The organism is Lentzea sp. NPDC058436 (assembly GCF_042721515.1).
GTDB lineage: Bacteria > Actinomycetota > Actinomycetes > Mycobacteriales > Pseudonocardiaceae > Lentzea.
The window spans coordinates 654,690-673,633 of record NZ_JBHXLF010000001.1; the positions used below are offsets into that span (position 1 = coordinate 654,690).

The window sequence follows — 18,944 nt, forward strand, 5'->3', positions numbered from 1 at the left end:
ACACGAAGAGGAACACCACCATGACCAGAGCCGGAAAGAGCCGTTCGTTGGCGGCGGTTCCCGTCCTGTTCCTGAGCGCCTGCGGGTTGCTTCCACCGTCCACTCCGGACACGAGCCCGGCCGCGCCTCCCCGCGCGTCCGCCCCGCACGGGCAGGCGTACCCGCAGCTGCTCGCCCGCGCCGGCGAGTTCCGGGCGCTGCTGTCCGAACAGCAACGGGCCCAGCTCCACCAGCCCTACACGTTCGAGAACGCGGCGCGCTGGCACACCTACCCGCAGGCGGACCTCCACGAGGACGGCCGCCTCGGCCTCGACCTCGGCACGCTGTCCGAACAGCAGTGGGAGAGCCTGCACGTCCTGCTGGCGACCGCGATGGGCTCGGCTCCGAACCAGGGAGCGGACCAGCTGCGTCAGCACCTCATCGCCGACGACCACCTGCACAGCATCGGCGCCGGTGACGCGTACGGCCGCGGTCACTTCCGCTTGGCGTTCCTGGGAGAACCGTCCGAGACAGGACTGTGGCAGCTGCAGTTCGGCGGACACCACACAGCGGTCACCAACACCTACCGCGACGGCAGGCTCATCGGTGCCACGCCGTCGTTCCGCGCGATCGAGCCACGCGCCCCGTTCGAGTACCAGGGCACCACGTACGAACCCGAGGGCGAGGAGCTGCGCGCGTTCCAGGCGATGCTCGGATCCCTGACGCAGAACCAGAAGGACGCGGCCGAGCTGCGGAGCGGCCACCTGCTTCTCGGACCGGGCAACGACTGGAAGTTCCCGGACCGCCGGGAAGGCGTCCCCGTCGCCTCGCTCGACGCGGGCCAGCGGGACCTCGTGATCGCCGCGATCAGGACCTACGTGGGCGACGTCGACGACGTCAGCGCCGCGGCGATCATGGCCAAGTACGAACGAGAACTCGACGCGACGCACATCGCCTGGAGCGGCTCCACCGCCCTGAACGACACCGGCGACTACGTGCGCATTGACGGCCCTTCCCTGTGGCTGGAACTGCAACTCGAAGGCGGGTGGTCGACGGACGAACCACACCCGCACTCGGTGTGGAGGGACCGGGTGACCGACTACGGCGGCACCCGTCCGTGAGCGGCGCCGAGACCGATTCGGCCCACGCTGTCTCGGTATGCTGCCGCCATGGGTGAGGACAGGCAGCGGGTCGGCCGGCCGCGCAGTGAACAGGCGCGCACCGCGATCCTGCACGCGGTCGACGACCTGCTCGTCGAGGTCGGTTACGCGGCCCTGACGATGAAGGGGATCGCGGAACGAGCGGGCGTCGGCCGCCAGACCGTGTACCGCTGGTGGTCGACCAAGGCGGAGGTCCTGTTCGAGGCGGCGATCACCGATGCCGTCGAGGAGCTCACGAAACCGCCCCAGGCCACGCTTCTCGACGACGTGAGCACGTATCTTGAGGCTGTAGAAGGCTTTCTGACCGGGTCGCACGCCGGCACCGCGTACCGCGCGTTGCTGGGCGAGGCGCAGCACGACCCGGAGGTGGCGCGGCTCGTCGGTTCGGCGGCGCTGTTCGACGGACCGTCGCGCGCGGTGCTGGAACGCGGCATCAGCCGGGGTGAGCTTCCGCCAGGGACTCCGCTCGACGCGGCGATGGCGGTGCTGACCGGGCCGGCGTTCTACCTGGGGCTGACCGGCGCGGCCGTGCCCGGCGGCTCGGTGCGGGCCTTCGCGCCGGCACTGGTCGCCGCCGTCCGTGAGCTGGCGGCCGACTGAGCCACCGACGCTCCACGACGGCTGCCGAACCGCGCCCGGTCGTGATCACCGGTTCCCGCGCGTGATCGTTTGGAGCTGCTCCAACCGGGCGACACGCCCACTAGATGTAGTTGCGGATGGCTCGACCGCACCCATGTATGGTGCTCGCAGCTGGTTCGGCCGATCATCCAGATCGGTCGTCGCAAGAGGGAACCCGGTGTGAATCCGGGACTGCCCCGCAGCGGTGAACGGGAACGAAAGCCGTCAGAAGCACTGGACGCGAAACGTCTGGGAAGCGACGGCCGGTAGGAGCCACCAGGCGTGCCCGCGAGTCCGAAGACCTGCCAGCGCCCCGCACGTGCCCACACGTGCGGGAGTCCGAGGCCCCGAGGGAGGGCGGGAGGACGTGGCGGTCGCGCGCGCCCGTTCGCTCCTCGCTGTCCTCGTGGTCACACCTAGCTCGCGAGGAGAGAGCAGTGACGGCGGTCGACACGGTCACCACCACTATGCGCGTCAAGAAACGCAACGGTTCGCTCGAACCGGTTGACCTGAACAAGATCGTGCGCGCGGTGGAGCGCTGCACGGTCGGTCTGCACGACGTGGATCCGCTCCGGGTCGCCACCAAGACGATCAGCGGCCTCTACGACGGCGCGACCACCGAGGAGCTGGACAAGCTCTCGATCCAGACCGCCGCCGCGCTGGTCTCGGAGGAGCCCGAGTACTCGAAGCTCGCCGCCGGGCTGCTGGCCGCCTTCATCGAGAAGGAGGTGCGCCGGACCGGCATCCAGTCCTTCAGCCAGAGCATCGCGCTCGGCCACGCCGAGGGCCTGATCGGCGACGCGACCGCGAAGTTCGTGGCCGCCAACGCCCGCAAGCTCGACGACGCCATCGACCTCGACGGCGACCGGCGGTTCGAGTACTTCGGCCTGCGCACGGTCTACGACCGCTACCTGCTGCGCCACCCTTCCAGGCGGACCGTCATCGAGCAGCCGCAGTACTGGCTGCTGCGCGTCGCGTGCGGCCTCTCGCACACCGCGGCCGAGGCCATCGACTTCTACCGGCTGATGTCGTCGCTGGCGTACCTGCCCAGCTCGCCGACCCTGTTCAACTCCGGCACGCAGCACACCCAGATGTCCTCGTGCTACCTGCTCGACTCCCCGAAGGACGAGCTGGAGTCGATCTACGACCGGTACAAGCAGATCGCCCGGCTGTCGAAGTTCGCCGGCGGCATCGGCGTCCAGTGGTCGCGGGTGCGTTCGAGGGGTGCGCTGATCCGCGGCACGAACGGCCACTCCAACGGCATCGTGCCGTGGCTGCGCACGCTCGACGCATCGGTCTCGGCGGTCAACCAGGGCGGCCGCCGCAAGGGCGCCGCCTGCGTGTACCTGGAGACGTGGCACCCGGACGTCGAGGAGTTCCTGGAGCTGCGCGACAACACCGGTGAGGACGCGCGCCGCACGCACAACCTCAACCTGGCCAACTGGATCCCCGACGAGTTCATGCGCCGCGTCGAGGCCGACCAGGACTGGTCGCTGTTCGACCCGGACGAGGTCCCGGAGCTGGTCGACCTGTGGGGCGACGAGTTCGACCGCGCCTACCGCGGCGCGGAGGAGGCCGGTCGTGCCGTGCGCACGGTCAAGGCTCGTGACCTCTACGGACGGATGATCCGCACGCTCGCCCAGACCGGCAACGGCTGGATGACGTTCAAGGACACCGCGAACCGCACGAGCAACCAGACCGCGTCGCCGTCCAACGTCATCCACCTGTCGAACCTGTGCACGGAGATCCTCGAGGTCACCAGCGACGAGGAGACCGCGGTCTGCAACCTCGGCTCGGTCAACCTCGGCGCCCACGTCGAGGGCTCCGGCATCGACTGGGACCGGCTGCGCTCCACGGTCCGCACCGCGGTCGTGTTCCTCGACCGCGTGATCGACATCAACTACTACCCGACCGAGCAGGCGGCGCGCTCCAACCCGCGCTGGCGCCCGGTGGGCCTTGGTGTCATGGGCCTGCAGGACGTGTTCTTCAAGCTGCGCCTGCCGTTCGACTCACCGGAGGCGCGCGAGCTGTCGACGCGCATCGCCGAGGAGATCTACCTGACGGCGCTGGAGTCGTCGGCGGAGCTGGCCTCGTCGGCGGGCGCGCACCCGGCGTTCGCGGAGACCCGTGCCGCCAAGGGAGATCTGCAGCCCGACCTGTGGGGCGTCACGCCCACGCAGACCGAGCGGTGGAGCGCCCTGCGTGAACGCGTCAGCGAGCACGGCCTGCGCAACTCGCTGCTGATCGCCATCGCGCCGACCGCGACGATCGCCTCGATCGCCGGCTGCTTCGAGTGCATCGAGCCGCAGGTGTCGAACACGTTCAAGCGCGAGACGCTGTCCGGTGAGTTCCTGCAGATCAACTCCTACCTGGTGCGCGAGCTGAAGTCGCGCGGCCTGTGGACTGAGGCGATCCGCAACCGGCTCAAGCAGGACGACGGTTCCGCGCAGGGTCTGGTCGAACTGCCGGAGGACGTGCGCTCGCTGTTCCGCACCGCCTGGGAGCTGCCGCAGAAGGCGCTGATCGAACTGGCCGCCGCGCGCGGCCCGTACATCGACCAGAGCCAGTCGCTGAACCTGTTCGTCGCCTCGCCGACGATCGGCAAGCTCTCCTCGATGTACCTCTACGCCTGGAAGGCCGGGCTCAAGACCACGTACTACCTGCGCTCCCGCCCCGCGACGCGCATCCAGCAGGCGACCGTCGCCGTCCCGACCGTCACGTCGGACGAAGCGATCGCCTGTTCCCTCGAAAACCCCGAAGCATGTGAGGCCTGCCAGTGACCGCGCTCTCCAGCACCGCCCGCAAGAACGCCCTGCTCGACCCCGGCATGGACCTCACCCTGCGGCCCATGCGCTACCCGCTGTTCTACGAGCGCTTCCGCGACGCGATCAAGAACACCTGGACCGTCGAGGAGGTCGACCTCCACTCGGACCTCGCCGACCTGAACAAGCTCTCCGAGGCCGAACGGCACCTGGTCAACCGCCTCGTCGCGTTCTTCGCGACCGGCGACACGATCGTCGCGAACAACCTGGTCCTGAACCTCTACGAGCACGTCAACGCGCCGGAGGCCCGCCTCTACCTGTCGCGGCAGCTGTTCGAGGAGGCCGTGCACGTCCAGTTCTACCTGACGCTGCTCGACACCTACCTGCCCGACGAGAACGACCGGGCCGACGCGTTCGCCGCCGTCGAGACCATCCCGTCGATCCGCGCCAAGGCCGAGTTCTGCTACAAGTGGATCGACTCGATCTCGTCGCTCACGGAGCTGCGCACCCGTGAGGACCGCAGGTCGTTCCTGCTCAACCTGATCTGCTTCGCCGCGTGCATCGAGGGCCTGTTCTTCTACGGCGCCTTCGCGTACGTGTACTTCCTGCGGTCGCGCGGGTTGTTGAACGGGCTGGCGTCCGGCACCAACTGGGTGTTCCGCGACGAGTCGATGCACATGGCGTTCGCGTTCGACGTCGTGGACACCGTGCGCCGCGAGGAGCCGGACCTGTTCGACGACTCGTTGTACGAGGAGGTCAAGCAGATGCTGCGCGAGGCCGTCGACGCCGAGGTGCTGTTCGCCGAGGACCTGCTCGGTGGCGGTGTCGCCGGCATGTCGGTGGCGGACATGCGGTCCTATTTGGAGCACGTCGCGGACCGGCGGCTGCAGGTGCTCGGCATCGAGCCGATCTACGGTTCCAAGAACCCGTTCGCGTTCATGGAGCTGCAGGACGTGCAGGAGCTGTCGAACTTCTTCGAGCGCCGGGTCTCGGCCTACCAGGTCGGCGTGTCCGGCACGGTGTCGTTCGACGAGGACTTCTAGACCGGCCTCTGAGCGGCCGGGACCTCCCGGCCGCTCAGCCCGTGACAACTCCCGTGCGCCACGCCCAGGCCGCCACCTCGACCCGGTTGCGAACCGCGAGCTTGCGTTGCGCGTTCGCCAGGTGCGTCTTCACCGTGGCGACGGAGACGTACAACCTGGCGGCGATCTCGTCGTTCGTGTTGCCGTTCGCGACGAGCTTCACGACGTCCAGCTCGCGGTCGGTCAACGGCTCGGGCAGCGGTGTGTCCACAGTGGATTCCCGGCGTGCCGGTGCGAGCTTCGACAGCAGCCGCACCGTCACGGCGGGGGAGATGAGGCTCGTGCCCGTGGACGCGGCGCGGACCGCCTCGACCAGCAGCGCCGGTGACATGTCCTTGAGCAGGAACCCGCGCGCGCCGTTCTGCAGCGCGCGGTACACGTACTCGTCGAGGTCGAACGTGGTCGCGATGAGGACGTTCAGGGGTGCGTCCACGCCCGGTCCGGCGAGCAGGCGCGTCGCCTCCAGGCCGTCGAGCGCCGGCATCCTGATGTCGAGCAGGCAGACGTCGGGGCGCAGGCGGCGGGCCTGTTCGACCGCGCTCTCGCCGTCCGCGACGCTCGCCACGACCTCCATGTCCGGCTGTGTGCCGAGGATCATCCCGAACGCCGAGCGGATCATCTCCTGGTCGTCGGCGATCAGCACACGGATTGTCATGCGGTGGAGGATGGCAGAAGCGCGGTGACCGCCCAACCACGGGCCGTCGGGCCTGCGCTGAGGCTGCCTCCAGCCGACTCCACCCGTTCGGCCAGGCCGACCAGTCCGAACCCGCCCCTGGGCAGGCCGTTGTCGCCCGCCTGGCCGTCGTTGGTGACGCTGATCTCCACCTCCTGACCCCTCGACCGGGCGCTGATCCGCACCTCGCTGACGCGGGTGGCGTGCCTCAGCACGTTGGTGAGCGCCTCCTGCACGACGTGCCGGGCAGCGTCCACAGTGGTCGCCGGCAGGTCCAGGGCGGCGATCGCCGGGTCGACGGCCGTGGTCACGGGCGCTCCGGTGAAGCCGGTGGCGAGATCGGTGACCATCAGCGTGAGCGCCTGGTGGGGGTGCATCGGGGCGTTGTCGTCGCGCAGGACGTCGACCATGGTCCGCATCGACGTCAGCGCCTGCGAGCCCGCCTTCTCGATGCCGTCGAGCATCTTGTCCAGCACCACCGGGTCCGGCAGCTGGCCGCTGCCGGTGGCGAAGCGGACCGCCTGGGTCTGCACGACGATCGCGGTCACGTGGTGGGCCACGAAGTCGTGCAGGTCGCGGGCGTACTCCAGTCGTTGCGCCTGCCGGGACAGCTGGAACGAATCCGTGCGGCTGCGGTCGTGCAGACGCATGAACAGGCCGAGCAGCAGCACGAACGCGAGCACCACGGCGATGATCAGGACCATGCCCGGCGTCAGGAGCGGGTCGAGGTCCTCCAGGCGCAGCGGCAACGTCGTGGCGGCGAGGCCCAGCAGCACGCACAGCCCCGCCGCCCGCCAGGCGCTGAACACCAGCAGGGTCCGGACGCTGAGACAGGCGAGTCCGATGAGCTCGAACAACCCGAACGTGTTGTCGAGATTGCCGGGCAGCAAGGTCGCGCACACGATCGTGAAGGCGATCGACAGCGTTCCGATGCCCGCCACGGCGAGCGCGGAGATCTCGCGCTTGAACAACGCCGCCGAGGGCAGGACGCCGCAGACCACGACGCCCACGGCGCCGTACGCGCTGGGTGCGCTGCCCGCCTCGACGACCAGCAGGGCGACTCCGACCGCGACGATCAGCCAGAAGACGACGCGCTGCCACCACGTGAGCCGGGTCAGGATGCCTGTCATGACGCCGACGGTAGGTCAGAGCCGTGACGGGCGTCCTCCACCTTTCGGTGGAGCCGCGCCGAGATCACTCATCGGTGAGGTGGATCCGCGGGACCACGTCCGTCAGCAGGCTGTGCACCGTTCCCCGAAGTCGACGAGAACGGTGCCAGATGGAACAGCGAACGGTGGCGGTGGCCGACCGGCTGGGCAAGGTGTACGGGTCCGGGCCTGCTGCGGTGACGGCGCTGGCCGGGGTGTCCGCGCGGTTCCAGCGCGGCGAGTTCACCGCCGTGATGGGGCCTTCCGGCTCCGGCAAGTCCACCCTCATGCACTGCCTGGCCGGACTGGACACGCCGACCTCGGGCAAGGCGTGGGTCGGTGACGCCGACCTCGGCTCGCTGAAGGAGGCCGACCTGACGCGGTTGCGGAGGGACAGGATCGGGTTCGTCTTCCAGTCGTTCAACCTGCTGCCCACGCTGACCGCCTGGGAGAACATCGTCCTGCCGCTGACGCTCGCCGGCACGAAGCCCGACCAGGACTGGACGCGGCGGGTGATCGACGCGGTCGGGCTGGGCGACCGGCTCGAGCACCGGCCCTCCGAACTGTCCGGCGGCCAGCAGCAGCGCGTGGCCTGCGCGTGCGCTCGTGTCGCGGCCGGAGATCGTCGTGGCAGACGAACCGACCGGCAACCTCGACTCCCGCTCCGGCGCGCAGATCTTGTCGTTGCTGCGCCGGTGCGCCAAGGAGTGGGGACAGACGGTCCTGATGGTCACGCACGACCCGATCGCCGCCGGGTACGCGGACCGCGTGCTGTTCCTCGCCGACGGACGGATCGTCGACGAGATGAGCAACCCCACGCCGGACCTGGTGCTCGGCCGGATGCGCCACTTCGACGGTCAGGCGGTGCGCTGATGATCCGCGTGGCCTGGCGGTCGATGACGGACAACCGCACGCGCTTCCTCCTGCCCGCCATCGCGATCGTGTTCGGCGTCGCGTTCGTCACCGGGTCGCTGGTCTACGGCGACACCGTGCGCGCGGCGGTGGAGGGCGCCCCCAAGGACTTCGACGTCCAGGTCGAGCAGCGGGACAACGAGGCGATGTCCCCGGCGACGATCGAACAGCTTCGTGGCGTGGCCGGGGTGGGTGGCGTCCGCACGGTCGCGGAGGGGCCGACGTTCCTGGTGGGCAAGGACGGCACGCTCGTCGGCACACCGGGCGCGGCGGGCGGGGTCGGCTTCGACGCGGATCGCTACGAGCTGACCAGCGGCAAGGCTCCTGCCGGACCCGACGAGGTCGCGCTGGACAAGTGGGCCGCGCAACGCACCGGTTACCAGGTCGGCGACACGCTGCGGGTCGTCGTCGTGGGCACGGCCCGCGACGTCCGGCTGTCCGGCGTGTTCGACTTCGAGGACACCCGGATCGCGCAGGGCGGCACGCTCGTCGCGTTCGCCGACGCCACGGCCCGTGAGCAGTTCGCACCACGCAACGGCGGCTACACCTCGGTGTTGCTCACCGCGGCGCCGGGCACCGGTCCGGGTGCGCTGGCCACGGCGGTGGAGACGGCGCTGCCCGACCTGCGGACGTCCACAGCGGACGAGCTGACCAGGATCGAGGCGCGCGACAACGACAAGCTGACGATGATCCTGCTGATCTTCGCGGGCGTCGCGCTGTTCTCGTCGGCCTTCCTGGTGGCCAACACCTTCACGATGCTCGCCGCCGCCAGGTCGCGCGAACACGCGCTGCTGCGGGCTGTCGGTGCCGGGCGGCGGTACGTGCTGCGCATGGTCCTGACCGAGGCGACCCTGCTCGGTCTCGTCGCGACCGTGCTCGGCTACGTGCTGGGCGTCGCCGGCGCGGCGGTGCTGAAGTCGCAGTTCGCGGTCTTCGACGGGGCGCCGGTTCCGTTGCGGCCGTTCACGCCGACCACGCTCCTCGCGGCGTTCGGCGTCGGACTCGGCGTGACCCTGCTGGCCGCCTACCTCCCGGCGCGCCGGGCCGCCGCCGTGCCGCCGATCGCGGCACTGCGCACCGGCCTGCCGCCGACGGGGAAGTCGTTGCGCCGCAGGAACATCACGGGCTTCGCGGTGACCGCGATCGGCACCCTGATGGTCGTGATCGGGCGAGGTGAGCAGACCATGATCTACCTCGGCGCGCCGACCATGCTGATCGGCCTGATCATCCTCACGCCGTTGCTCGCCGCCGGGCTGACCTCCGTGCTGCGCGGCCCGTTGACCCGGTTCGCCGGACTCACCGGCACCCTGGCCGTGGAGAACACCCGCCGCAACCCGCGCCGCACCGGCGCGACGGCGAGCGCGCTCATGATCGGGCTGTCGGTCTGCGCCGCCGTCACCGTGCCGATCGCGTCGATCTCGGCGAAGAGCGCGGAGACCGCGAAGTCGTGGAACCACGCGGACGTCCGGGTGGAGGCGCTGCCGTTCGCCGACATCGCCCCTGGCGTGGCGGACGAGATCGCGAAGGTGCCCGGCGTCGAACACGTCACCGCACTGCGGCAGGCGTTGCTGCCGTTGGACAAGGGCGCCCTGGAGGTGACCGCGGTGAACGCCGGGTCGATCGGCGCGCTCGTGCCGTTGACGATCCGCGAGGGCTCGCTGGACGGGCTCGGCACCGGCATCGCGCTGGAGAGCGGCGTCGCGGCGGCACGCGGCTGGACCGTGGGTTCGAAGGTGGGCAAGGAGAAGCCACTCACCGTGGTGGCCCTGTTCGACGCGCCGGAGGAGTTCGGCGCCAAGGCCCTGGTCGACACCGCGAACGTCCCGGCGGAAGAACTCTGGAACCGCGAGGTGCTGATCAAGGCCGCCGGATCGGCGGAGAAGGTGCGCGACGACATCCGCAGCGCGTTGGACAACCCGGTCCTGGTCGTGCAGACGCGGGACGAGTACGTCGAGGCGCAGGCCTCGCAGTACGACCTGTACCTCAACCTCCTCTACGCGATGCTGAGCGTCTCGGTCCTGATCGGCGCGATGTCCGTGGTCAATACCATGACGATGTCCACGATGGAACGCATCCGCGAGATCGGCCTGCTGCGCGCTGTGGGGCTCGGCCGGTCCCAGGTCGGCGCCGTGCTGCGGATCGAGTCGGTGATCATCGCGGTGATCGGCGCACTGGCCGGCGTCGTGTCGGGCTGCGTGATCGGGGCGATGACGGTGAGCGGCCAGGCGAACACCACGCCCGTGCTCCCGTGGGACCGGCTGGCCCTGTTCATGGCGATCACCGTGGCGATCGGTGTCGCCGCGGCCTTCGTGCCGGCCCGCCGCGCCGTGCGGATCCCGATCCTGACCGCGATCAAGACGGACACCGAGTAGCCATGACCTTCGACCTGAGGAGAAAACCGTTGCGTCCCATGCTGTCCGCGGTCGTGCTGACGACCTCGTTGCTCGCGCTCTGCACGAACGGCGTCGCCTCCGCAACCGCACATCCCGACTGGAAACCGTGCGCCGAGGTGGCTGCCGGGTGGAACTCCGACGACCAGCGCACCGAGTGCGCGATGGTCCGCGTACCCCTCGACCACGCGAACCCCGGCGGACGGCAGCTCGACATCGCGGTCAGCAGGCTCAAGGCCACCGGCGACAGGACCGGCGCGATCCTCGTGAACCCCGGCGGCCCCGGCCAGCAGGGCGTCACGATGCCGCGCTCACTCGCCGCGAGCAAGGCAAGCGGGCTCAACGCCCACCACGACCTCATCGGCTTCGACCCGCGCGGCATCGGCTACAGCACCGCCATCGCGTGCGAACGCGACGAAACGCAGCCGGACCCGTCGGCGTCACCGAAGGAACGCGCCCGCTTCACCGCCGAACGCGACGCGAAGCGCAACCGCGAGTGCTTCGACCGCGACCCGGACCTGGCCCGTTCCATGACGACCGAGAACGTGGCACGAGACATGGACGTCATCCGCGAGGCACTGGGGGAGAAGAAGATCGGCTACTACGGCATCTCCTGGGGCACCGGCCTGGGCGCGGTCTACCGGACGCTGTTCGACGACCGCGTGACCCGCATGCTGCTCGACTCGGTCGTGCCACCGGTGCTCGACGTCAAGACGATGGACGAAGGCCAGGCCAATGCCGGGGAGAACACGTTCCACGAGTTCGCCGCCTGGATCGCCCGCTACGACACCGTCTACCACTTCGGCCCGACCCAGACCGCTGTCGCACAGGCACTCCTGGACCTGCGGGCCGAGCTCACCGCACACCCGCGCACGATGCCCGACGGCAGCGTCGTCGACGGCGACACCGTGAACATGATGTACGCCAACCCCCGCAAGGAATGGGCGGGCCTCGCCGCTCAGCTGAAGTCCATCAAGGACACCGCGGCGACAGTGCCGAACCGGCCGGACGGCCTGGGCTGGGACGCGGACGTGCACCGCTACGACCCGTTCCCGCAGACCGCGCTGCTGTGCAACGACTCGCCCAGCACGCGCGACTTCGAGACGGTGTGGCGCCACCACGAGGAGCGCGTCGAACGCTTCCCCGTCGCCGGCCGGTTCGGGATCTACGAACAGCGTTGCGTCGGCTGGCCGGTGGAAGGAAAGCCCTGGGACGTCAAGGCGGGCAAGAGCCCGGTGCAGCTCGTCGGTCACCTGTACGAGCCGGTGACGCCGATCGGCTGGGCACTGGAGATGCGCGGCCGAATCGGTGGTGACCTGATGACTGTCGAGGACGACGCCCACGGGTCGTTGCAGGACCTGCCCTGTGCCGAGGCGGCGGTGACGTTCTTCGACACCGGGCGCACGTCGACCAGCAGCTGCGCGGGCGCACCGGTTCCGGGGCCTCGGTAGCACTGGACTTGAACGTCAGCGGTGTCCTGCGATCCGCAGAGCGAAGTCGCGCACCTGTACGGCGGCTGACCGTGCGGCACTTCCGTGGTTCTCCACTTGACTGAAGTCGACGCTTGGTTGATCGTGCTCGCGGAGGTAGTGCCATGAACAAGCCGATCCGCCACCTGGTGCCGCTGGGCGCCGAGAACAAGTGGAGCGACCTCCTTGCAGCGCTGATCGAGCTGGACCCGCACCCGGTCGCCGACCTGCTTGGCCTAGGCGACTCTCCCACCGACGTCTCCGTCGAGCGCGAGGCACCGGCTGGCAGCGGTGGTCGTGTCGACCTGCTCATCTCCGCAGGCGGCGACAAGCGCTGCGTCGCCGAGGCGAAGGTCCTGTCCGGCCTCGGGCTCGGTCAGCTGCAGCGGTACCGCGACCACTACCTGAACGTCCCACACCACGTGCTGATCACCCTGGAGCATTTCCCGATCGATGCCCCAAGATCCGCAGGGTGGCGCTCAGTGCGCTGGGAAGACCTGTTGCGGGCCTTCGCTGGCAGCAGTGACCCCACAGTCGCCGAGACGGCGTCTGCCTGGCTGTTCTACGTGGACGGTGAGATGCCTCGTCTTTCCGCGGACACCCGGTGGAACGACTTGCGGGACGGCGAAGGGTTCGTGATCGCCATGCGTGCCCGGATGGCTTGGGTGTACCGCCAGCTGCAACCTCCAGCTGGCGTCGAGCACGACCTGATGAGCTCATCCGCTGGTCAGAGCTGGGTCGCGAGGCTGCATGCGCCCGCTCGGAAGACGAGCTACCGGGTTCACGTCGAGGCAGAGGAACGGCTTAGTGTCCAGGCGTACCCCAAAGTTACGGGCGATTCCACGTGGCGAAGCGTCCAAGGCCCGTCCGTCAAAGTTTGTCTGATGCAGCAGGACGTGTGCACGTCTGCGGGCTTCGACTGGGCCTACCTGCGCTCGCTCTGGCCGACGATGGAGGAGGCGCGAGATGACTGGGTGACCACTTCTGCCAATCCCAAAGCCCCGCACGATCGCGCAGCATGGCAACAGATGGTCGCCGACGGTGGCCCGCGCCATCTCGGCATCGGGTTCGGCGAGAAACAGGCCCAGCAGCGTAACGAATGCATGTTCGGTGCTCGGTTTCAGCTACCGGCCGACTCCACACTCGGCTCGGTCGCTGCGGAGCTCAACGCGACTTCGAAGCTCCTGCTCCGCTTGGCCGCACTTCCTCACCAGGACGTCTGAACATCCGCATCTGATGGATCTACAGCGATAGGCAACGGGAAACCAGTGGTGCCGCAGGAAGAGCCAAGGCACCCTCGTCGGCATGCTGTTCATCAACTTCCGCAAGGGCGATGACGAGAACAAGGCCGCCTGGCTGGATGCTGAGCTCTGTGCTGTCTTCGGTCCGGATCGAGTGTTCCGCTCCAGCAGATCCATTGACCTCGGGCACGACTATGACCCTATTCTCTGGCGCGCGGTGGAGAACTGCTCGGCGATGATCGCGGTGATCGGCGACAAGTGGCTGACCGAGTTCGGATCGCGGCTGTTCCAACCCGACGACGTGGTCAGGCGGGAGATCGCGACGGTGCTCGCCGCTGGCAAGCCCGTGATCCCCGTGCTTGAGGACAGCCGCTTCAAGCTCAAGGCGTCCGACCTGCCCAGTGATCTGCGGGAACTTGCCAACTGCCAGTACGTCAAGCTGACCTACCGCGACCCGCACGTGTTTCCAGGTCTGATCGAGCGGTTGATCAGCGCCGCTCCTGAGCTCGGGATCGGAGTCCGAGAGGGCATCAGGGACCTGGCAACGTGGAACCGCGAGCAGTCGCCGCTCGCCGGCTCGGAGCTTCCGACGAACGTTGTTCTCATCGGCCGAGAGGCCTCTGCGGAGAAACTGCGGTCCTGGTTGGCAGGACCGCCCGGAAACCTGGTCGTCCAAGGGCAGACGACGGACGAAGTCGCCGCGTTCGTAGCAGCCGTTCTGGACGGCCACAACCCGCACCACCGCGCGGTGCTCGTGACGTCCGAAGCCGGCTGGGAGCATGCTGCGAGGATTCCGCCGTCTTTCCCGGCTGTCGTGGTGGGCGAGAACGTTCCCGTCCGGCAGCTGCAGAATGCCAGGCATGTGATCATCGCGCGCGACGGCTTCGTGCGTCGGGAGGACGGTGCCATCGTTCTGCCACGGCTGCCGCGTGATCAGGTACGTGATGCGTTCCGGGAGCGCGGAATGCCCCTGCACCTAGCAGATGAGCGCGCTGGCCTGCTTCGGCGCAGCCTTCGTGCGGTGACGCGCAGGCTCCACCCGAACGAGCCGCGCCCGGCCTGGACGAGGCCTCCGGACTCGGCGATCGCGGCACGGCTGGTGCTCGTGAGCAGGTGGTCCACGAGCAACCAGGCCGACCAGGCGGCGATCGCGCGCATCACCGGGACTGACTACGACGATGTCGTCCGGTTCGTCACGGCCACCGCGGCTTCCGGAGATCCGCTGGTCCACCGCAGCGGATCTCGGTGGCAGCTTGCCGATCCCTATGACGCGCTGTCCGAGTTGATGGCCGTGGTGACGGAAACTGGCCTTCGGCAGTTCGGCGAAACGACCGTCGAGGTCCTGAGCGAGATCGATCCTGTCCGCTCGCTGCCCGACTTCGAGGCGATGTCGGCCGGATTGAAGGGCATCGGCAGGAAGTGGTCTGGCGAACTGCGCGAGGGACTTGCCCATGGACTGGCGCGTCTGGGCGATGCCGGAAGCATCATGGTTGCCGGCGATGCCGCCGAGAACCACGCAGCACGCGTCGTCGTCCAGCTGTTGAGAAAGGCCAGCGAGGATGCCACGTGCTTGCTGTGGCGTTCGCTCAGCGACGTCCTCTCCCTGCTCGCTGAAGCGTGTCCACGAGTGTTCCTCGATGCGGTAGAGAGTGGCCTACAGGGTGACAATCCGTTGCTGCGGGGGATGTTCGAAGACACTGGTGATCAAACGTCGTTCCGACACTCCGCTCACAGCGGGCTGCAGTGGGCGCTGGACGCGCTGCTGTGGAGCAAAGAGCACGGCACACGGGCGGTGCTGGTGCTTGCCCGTCTTGCTGATGTCGACCCTGGCGGGCAGTGGAGCAACCGGCCCGCACAGGCTCTGGTGAACGCTCTGACCCAACAACCGGTGACCCCGGTGCCCCTGGACCGTCGCGCGGAGATCATCAACCAGATTCGAGCACGCCATCCTCTGGTGGGGTGGCGGTTGCTGATGGACTTGACTGAGCCCGGCGGTTTTCTGATGTATCCGGAGCGCCCGCGTGTGCGAACCGACTGGGTAGGCGCAATGCAGATGTCGTCGGACGGAGTGGAGGAGTACTGGAAGGAGGTCTACAACGCTGTGTTGGCAGACCTGTCCGCAGAGCCTCGGCGCTGGGCGGAGTTCCTGCCCAGGATGATGTGGCTTCCGCAGACCGTTCGGGAGCGGTTTCTGATCGCTCTTGAGGCGATCGATTTGGAAGACCTCGGTTCTGGTGGAACCCGGAATCTTTGGGAGGCCGGGCGCAAAGTCGTCAACCGCGAGTTGAGCGGCGCTGACGCAGACCCACATCTCTCATCACCGCACATCCGCCGTTTGTCATCCTTTGTGGACAGGATTGAACCGGGTTCCGACTCGACCCGGCACGCCTGGTTGTTCGGCTGGCGTCCCAACCTGCCCGGCATCGATTCGACTGACCTCGAAAGCCACCGCGCTGCTGTTGATCAGTTGCGGCGTGAGGTCGTCGCGGAAGAGTTGGACCGCCAAGGCGTCGTTGGCCTGGCGTGTCTTGCGGCGGTGAGTGCGCGTGGAGACCTGGTCGGTTGGACACTTGCGCAGGTCGAGGGAGACACGGTGAGGGATGCCGTTTTCTCGATGCTGGGAGACCAGTTCGCCTGCGGGTGGGTTCGGTGCCGGGCACAGGAGGGTGGGAGCCGTTGGGCCGAGGAGGCAGTGTCCGCACTTCCCGATGAGTCAGCTGCTCGGACAGCGTTCTACCTGGCTCTGCCGGTCGAGTTGGCGCATGGACTGGTCGCAGCGGAGAGGGAGGACGTCCGCAGTCGGTTCTGGTTGCAGACTCCGGCTTTCCCGTTTCCCGCGGAGCGACCGGAGGAGTACCTGATCGAGATCCTTGGTCATGACCGGCCTGAGGCGGTTGTCGACGCGTTGTCAGTGGCGCTCCACGGACCGGGCGATGAGTGGAGGCCTTCGTCAGAACTCGTGGAGGCCACTTTCGACGCCCTGCTGAACTTCCCGCATCGGCTCAACTCCAACACTGGGTACGAAGTGGGTAGTCTCCTGACCTACCTGTACGAGGTCGGGCATGACGTGAGTGCGGTGGCTCGCTGGGAGATCGCGTTCGCCAACCTGTTCCACGACAGGGAGCCGCGAGCACTGCTGGAACGGATCGCGGCCGACCCGCAGGCGTTCGTCGAGCTGCACCAGTTCCGCTTCCTGCCGACCGAGAAGTTGAACCCCAAAGCAATGCCGTTCTTCATGACCGGACAACGTCTGCGTTGTGTGCCCGGCCAGACCGAAGATCGAGTGGACTCTTCGCGTCTGCTCGAATGGGTCCAGCACGTTCGGCGGGCACTGGCAGAGTTGAGCATGCAACCCAGCGGTGATCGAGCCATTGGATCGTTGATCTCTGCTGGGCCTGACGGTGAGGACGGAGCCTGGCCGGTTGAGGCTGTTCGCGACATCCTCGACCTCGCTGACGGCCACTATCTGAGGAACGGTTTCGCGCTCGGTCTAGCGAACAACCGAAACGTCTCCTGGCGGGGCGTGTACGACGGAGGTCAGCAGGAGCGCAGGACCGCGGAACAGTACAAGACGTGGGCGAGCAAGGTCGAGCGAAAGTGGCCGTACACCGCCCAGGTCCTTCGCGACCACGCAGAGGACCTCTCGTCAGAGGGGCGGTACTGGGATCGAGAGGCTGAGGATGATCACGACGAGTAGCAGGAACTCGTAGCCTGAACTTGAGGCGGCCATCGCGGCGAGCCTGTTCGGGAACCGCTCCATGTCTGCGGGTCGGTCTGCGGGCACCACTTCTGCCTGGCGGCGCGGTGTCGAGCTGGCGCCTCGGAGAGGTGATAGCGGGTGGTACACCTCTAGACCGACCTCACCGCGCCCGGTCGAGCACCTCCCAAGCGCTGCGCACCACCGCAGGATCAACGAGGCGCCCGGCCGGGTCGACCGCCGTGGCCTGCCCCCGCCGCTGCGCCTCGTCCAACACGGCGAGCAACGCGGTGGCCTCCTCGACCTCCCGCGAAGTAGGCGTGAAGACGTCGTTGATCACCGGCACCTGGCGCGGGTGCAACGCCGTCCGAGCCCGGAAACCCTGACGCAGCAACACGGTCGTGGAGGCGCGGAGACGGTCCTCGTCGTGCACTGAGATCTCCACCGGGCCGACGGGAGGTGCGAGTCCGGCGGCAGCGCTCGCGAGCACGACGGCGAGGCGTACGCCGTGCAGCTGGTTCGACGAGTCGTCGGGGCGCAGCCGCAGCTCGCCCGCGAGGTCCGCCTCCCCGATGCCGAGGCGCATCACACGGGGTGCCTGGCACAGCTGTTCCGCTCGCAGCACGCCCACCGCCGTCTCCACCAGTGCGATCACCGCGGTCGTGCCGGCCGGGATGCCCGCGTCGCGTTCGAGGGCGGTGAGCCTCTCGTCGACCTCGGCCAGCAGCGCGGGCTCGGCCTTGGGCACCCAGACGCCGGTGAGGGACGGTGACACTACGGCGGCGAGGTCGGCCGCCAGGTGTTCCGGGTGCGAGTTCACCCGTGCCCACAGGCGGGAGGGCCCGCCGGGGGTGGCGACGAGCCTGGCGCACGCCGACCGCGCCTGCTCCTTGGCCTCGGCGGGGACCGCGTCCTCCAGGTCGAGGATCACGTCGTCCGCGCCGCTGTGCAGCGCGCGCTCGTGGCGGCTGTCCCGGTGACCGGGGACGTAGAGATAGCTTCTTCCCGGCAGAGCGGTCTTGTCCGGCATCGCGCACCCTCCAGTTCACGAACCCTGCTCAGTCGCTGTTTCCCCTGAGCAGGGCTGACATCTTCGCGGCGGCCTCGGTGACGACCGGTCCCAAGGTCTCGGCCACCGCGTCCTTGAGCCGTTCGTGCGGGCCGCAGATGCTGAAGCAGCCGATGGCGCGGTTGCCCCTGGCGACGATCGGCGCGGCGACGGCGGCGGCGTAGGAGTCGCGTTCGCCGCGGCTCACCGAATAGCCGCGGCGACGGTCGACGTCCAGCATCGAACGCAACGTGGTGCGGTCCCGGATCGTGCGCTCGGTCAACGGCGCGAGGTCCACGCCCGCCAAGTAGTTGTCCAGGTCGGCGGGGGAGAACGTCATCAGGATCGCCCTGCCCGACGCACCGGCGTACAGGGGCGCCCGTCTGCCGACCTCGACGGTCATCCGGACGTCCTGCTTGCTCTCGACCTGGGCGACGTACATGCGTTCCTTGCCCACGACGAAGCTCAGCGTGACGGTCTCGCCGACGGCGTCGCGGACGTCCTCCATGACCGGTTGCGAGAGCGTCCGGATGTCCATGGACCCCAGGGAGGCCAGGCTCAGCTCCATGAGCCGCGGGCCGAGGCTGTACTTGCTCCGCTCGGGGTCCTTGGCGAGCAGCCCGGACTTCGTCAGCGCCTCCAGGATGCGGTGCACCGCGCTCTTGGGAAGGTTGACCGCTTCCGCGATCTCGGTGACGCCGAGGTCGCGGCTTGACTCGGTGAAGCTCAGCAGCACCGCTGAGACCCGTTCGACCGCCTGCATGG

12 protein-coding genes, 1 pseudogene and 1 riboswitch are annotated in these 18,944 nt (G+C 68.5%); of the genes and pseudogenes, 9 read left to right on the forward strand and 4 right to left on the reverse strand.

Annotation, left to right across the window (positions count from 1 at the left end):
* The first annotated feature begins 20 nt into the window (after positions 1-20).
* From ACFWN2_RS02740 to ACFWN2_RS02755, 4 genes are all read left to right on the forward strand, one after another.
* Complete coding sequence (locus ACFWN2_RS02740) at positions 21-1,100, forward strand: DUF3500 domain-containing protein (protein ID WP_382424479.1); 1,080 nt, start codon at positions 21-23, stop codon at positions 1,098-1,100.
* 48 nt (positions 1,101-1,148) lie between these two features.
* Positions 1,149-1,739: a TetR/AcrR family transcriptional regulator gene (locus tag ACFWN2_RS02745; protein WP_382424481.1), complete on the forward strand. Its 591-nt coding sequence runs from the start codon at positions 1,149-1,151 to the stop codon at positions 1,737-1,739.
* A 134-nt stretch (positions 1,740-1,873) separates the two neighbouring features.
* Positions 1,874-2,082, forward strand: a riboswitch (cobalamin riboswitch).
* A gap of 112 nt (positions 2,083-2,194) precedes the next feature.
* Positions 2,195-4,537 carry a ribonucleoside-diphosphate reductase subunit alpha gene (locus ACFWN2_RS02750; protein WP_382424483.1) on the forward strand — a complete coding sequence of 781 codons (2,343 nt, stop codon included), beginning with the start codon at positions 2,195-2,197 and terminating at the stop codon, positions 4,535-4,537.
* The gene (locus ACFWN2_RS02755; protein ID WP_382424485.1) at positions 4,534-5,562 is read left to right on the forward strand and encodes a ribonucleotide-diphosphate reductase subunit beta; all 1,029 of its coding nucleotides are present in this window, start codon (positions 4,534-4,536) and stop codon (positions 5,560-5,562) included. Before ACFWN2_RS02750 ends, ACFWN2_RS02755 begins: the two co-directional genes overlap by 4 nt.
* Before the next feature lie 34 nt (positions 5,563-5,596).
* Here ACFWN2_RS02755 and ACFWN2_RS02760 read toward each other — a convergent pair whose 3' ends face one another.
* Together ACFWN2_RS02760 and ACFWN2_RS02765 are read right to left on the reverse strand one after the other, a co-directional pair.
* The gene (locus ACFWN2_RS02760) at positions 5,597-6,256 is read right to left on the reverse strand and encodes a response regulator (RefSeq protein ID WP_382424487.1); all 660 of its coding nucleotides are present in this window, start codon (positions 6,254-6,256) and stop codon (positions 5,597-5,599) included.
* Positions 6,253-7,404 carry a sensor histidine kinase gene (locus tag ACFWN2_RS02765; protein WP_382424489.1) on the reverse strand — a complete coding sequence of 384 codons (1,152 nt, stop codon included), beginning with the start codon at positions 7,402-7,404 and terminating at the stop codon, positions 6,253-6,255. The genes ACFWN2_RS02760 and ACFWN2_RS02765 overlap by 4 nt, the downstream gene beginning before the upstream one ends.
* A gap of 149 nt (positions 7,405-7,553) precedes the next feature.
* Here ACFWN2_RS02765 and ACFWN2_RS02770 point away from each other — a divergent pair.
* The 5 genes and pseudogenes from ACFWN2_RS02770 (at position 7,554) to ACFWN2_RS02790 (ending at position 17,131) form a co-directional block, all read left to right on the forward strand.
* Positions 7,554-8,295 (forward strand): annotated as a pseudogene (locus tag ACFWN2_RS02770) (ABC transporter ATP-binding protein).
* Entirely contained in the window at positions 8,295-10,706 is a 2,412-nt protein-coding gene (locus tag ACFWN2_RS02775) for an ABC transporter permease (RefSeq protein ID WP_382424491.1), read from the forward strand. Before ACFWN2_RS02770 ends, ACFWN2_RS02775 begins: the two are co-directional and overlap by 1 nt.
* Positions 10,707-10,708: 2 nt before the next feature.
* A complete protein-coding gene (locus tag ACFWN2_RS02780; RefSeq protein WP_382424493.1) occupies positions 10,709-12,175 on the forward strand; it encodes an alpha/beta fold hydrolase in 1,467 nt (488 codons plus the stop codon).
* Between the two features lie 143 nt (positions 12,176-12,318).
* On the forward strand, positions 12,319-13,416 hold the full coding sequence (locus tag ACFWN2_RS02785; RefSeq protein ID WP_382424495.1) for a hypothetical protein: 1,098 nt from the start codon (positions 12,319-12,321) through the stop codon (positions 13,414-13,416).
* A gap of 82 nt (positions 13,417-13,498) precedes the next feature.
* Entirely contained in the window at positions 13,499-17,131 is a 3,633-nt protein-coding gene (locus ACFWN2_RS02790) for a hypothetical protein (RefSeq protein ID WP_382424497.1), read from the forward strand.
* A 163-nt stretch (positions 17,132-17,294) separates the two neighbouring features.
* Here ACFWN2_RS02790 and ACFWN2_RS02795 read toward each other — a convergent pair whose 3' ends face one another.
* Both ACFWN2_RS02795 and ACFWN2_RS02800 read right to left on the reverse strand, forming a co-directional pair.
* Complete coding sequence (locus tag ACFWN2_RS02795) at positions 17,295-18,161, reverse strand: HpcH/HpaI aldolase/citrate lyase family protein (protein ID WP_382424499.1); 867 nt, start codon at positions 18,159-18,161, stop codon at positions 17,295-17,297.
* Between the two features lie 28 nt (positions 18,162-18,189).
* Positions 18,190-18,942 (reverse strand): IclR family transcriptional regulator, encoded by a 753-nt coding sequence (locus ACFWN2_RS02800; RefSeq protein WP_382424501.1) that lies wholly within the window; start codon positions 18,940-18,942, stop codon positions 18,190-18,192.
* Positions 18,943-18,944 lie beyond the last annotated feature (2 nt).

Coding starts and splice junctions, on each gene's coding strand:
- ACFWN2_RS02740 (WP_382424479.1), top strand. CDS start 21: ATGACCAGAGCCGGAAAGAGCCGTTCGTTGGCGGCGGTTCCCGTCCTG.
- ACFWN2_RS02745 (WP_382424481.1), top strand. CDS start 1,149: ATGGGTGAGGACAGGCAGCGGGTCGGCCGGCCGCGCAGTGAACAGGCG.
- ACFWN2_RS02760 (WP_382424487.1), bottom strand. CDS start 6,256: ATGACAATCCGTGTGCTGATCGCCGACGACCAGGAGATGATCCGCTCG.
- ACFWN2_RS02765 (WP_382424489.1), bottom strand. CDS start 7,404: ATGACAGGCATCCTGACCCGGCTCACGTGGTGGCAGCGCGTCGTCTTC.
- ACFWN2_RS02775 (WP_382424491.1), top strand. CDS start 8,295: ATGATCCGCGTGGCCTGGCGGTCGATGACGGACAACCGCACGCGCTTC.
- ACFWN2_RS02780 (WP_382424493.1), top strand. CDS start 10,709: ATGACCTTCGACCTGAGGAGAAAACCGTTGCGTCCCATGCTGTCCGCG.
- ACFWN2_RS02785 (WP_382424495.1), top strand. CDS start 12,319: ATGAACAAGCCGATCCGCCACCTGGTGCCGCTGGGCGCCGAGAACAAG.
- ACFWN2_RS02790 (WP_382424497.1), top strand. CDS start 13,499: ATGCTGTTCATCAACTTCCGCAAGGGCGATGACGAGAACAAGGCCGCC.
- ACFWN2_RS02795 (WP_382424499.1), bottom strand. CDS start 18,161: ATGCCGGACAAGACCGCTCTGCCGGGAAGAAGCTATCTCTACGTCCCC.
- ACFWN2_RS02800 (WP_382424501.1), bottom strand. CDS start 18,942: ATGCAGGCGGTCGAACGGGTCTCAGCGGTGCTGCTGAGCTTCACCGAG.